Consider the following 781-nt stretch of genomic DNA (forward strand, 5'->3'; position numbering starts at 1 on the left):
GCGGGCTTCAGCAAAGGCAATGACCCGGCGAAGCTCGCCGACGTTGAGGTTCTCCAATGCCTGGATAAAGGCCGGGTGCTCCATGCTCTTCTCGCTCTCGGAGGTTTTAAAAGGTACATCCTGTACCGACGATGTTCGGGCCCGTTGAGTGCGGGGGCGGCCTAGCGACGCTTTGGCCACGAAGCTTCTCCATGGAAACGGAAAACACGCCTCTATAATGCGGCCGTTCTATGGGAAACGGAAATCAACCGATCTTCTCGATGTTTTGCACAGAGGCCGGCAGGAAAGTTTAAGCGGAAAAACGCCCATTCCACCGCGTGCCGTCCGCCGGAGGAGGTGCGTCACCGGACAGCGCTCCTGCCGTGGTGATCAGCCTGCAAAAACCGCAACGTGTGACTACTCCCCCGCCTGAAGGCGGGGGAGTAGTCACAACGAAGAACCAGGGCCGTGTTTCTGACGTTAGAAGATCGAATCTGTCCCGCGCCGCCGGCTGGGCACTTCGGAACCCTTAGTAGGAGATAACCATGGATTCGGATCGCATCATCGGCGTCGCTCAGCAGATGAGGGGAAGTGTCGAGGCAGAAGCGGGGCGGCTGATCGGTGATACGAAGTTACAGGTGGAAGGACGTGCCGAGCAGGCCGCCGGGACCCTGCGGAATACGGCCGGCAGCATCAGAGACGCAGACCACGAAGTCGCAGATGACCCGCAAGCTGAGGTCGAGCGCCTCCGTGCGGAGGTCGAGCGGATCTCTGCAGAGCCCGCTACGCCGAGGTTGGATGC

2 protein-coding genes are annotated in these 781 nt (G+C 60.3%); one reads left to right on the forward strand and one right to left on the reverse strand.

Features of this window, described 5'->3' with window-relative positions:
• The coding region (locus tag Q7A36_RS40355; RefSeq protein WP_305109419.1) for a hypothetical protein at nucleotides 1-180 on the reverse strand (180 nt) is incomplete at its 3' end.
• 344 nt (nucleotides 181-524) lie between these two features.
• Between Q7A36_RS40355 and Q7A36_RS40360 the strand changes: the two genes are divergently transcribed.
• Nucleotides 525-781: CsbD family protein (locus Q7A36_RS40360; RefSeq protein WP_305109420.1), on the forward strand; the 257-nt coding region annotated here is incomplete at its 3' end.

The organism is Paracraurococcus lichenis, assembly GCF_030657435.1.
Lineage (GTDB): Bacteria > Pseudomonadota > Alphaproteobacteria > Acetobacterales > Acetobacteraceae > Paracraurococcus > Paracraurococcus lichenis.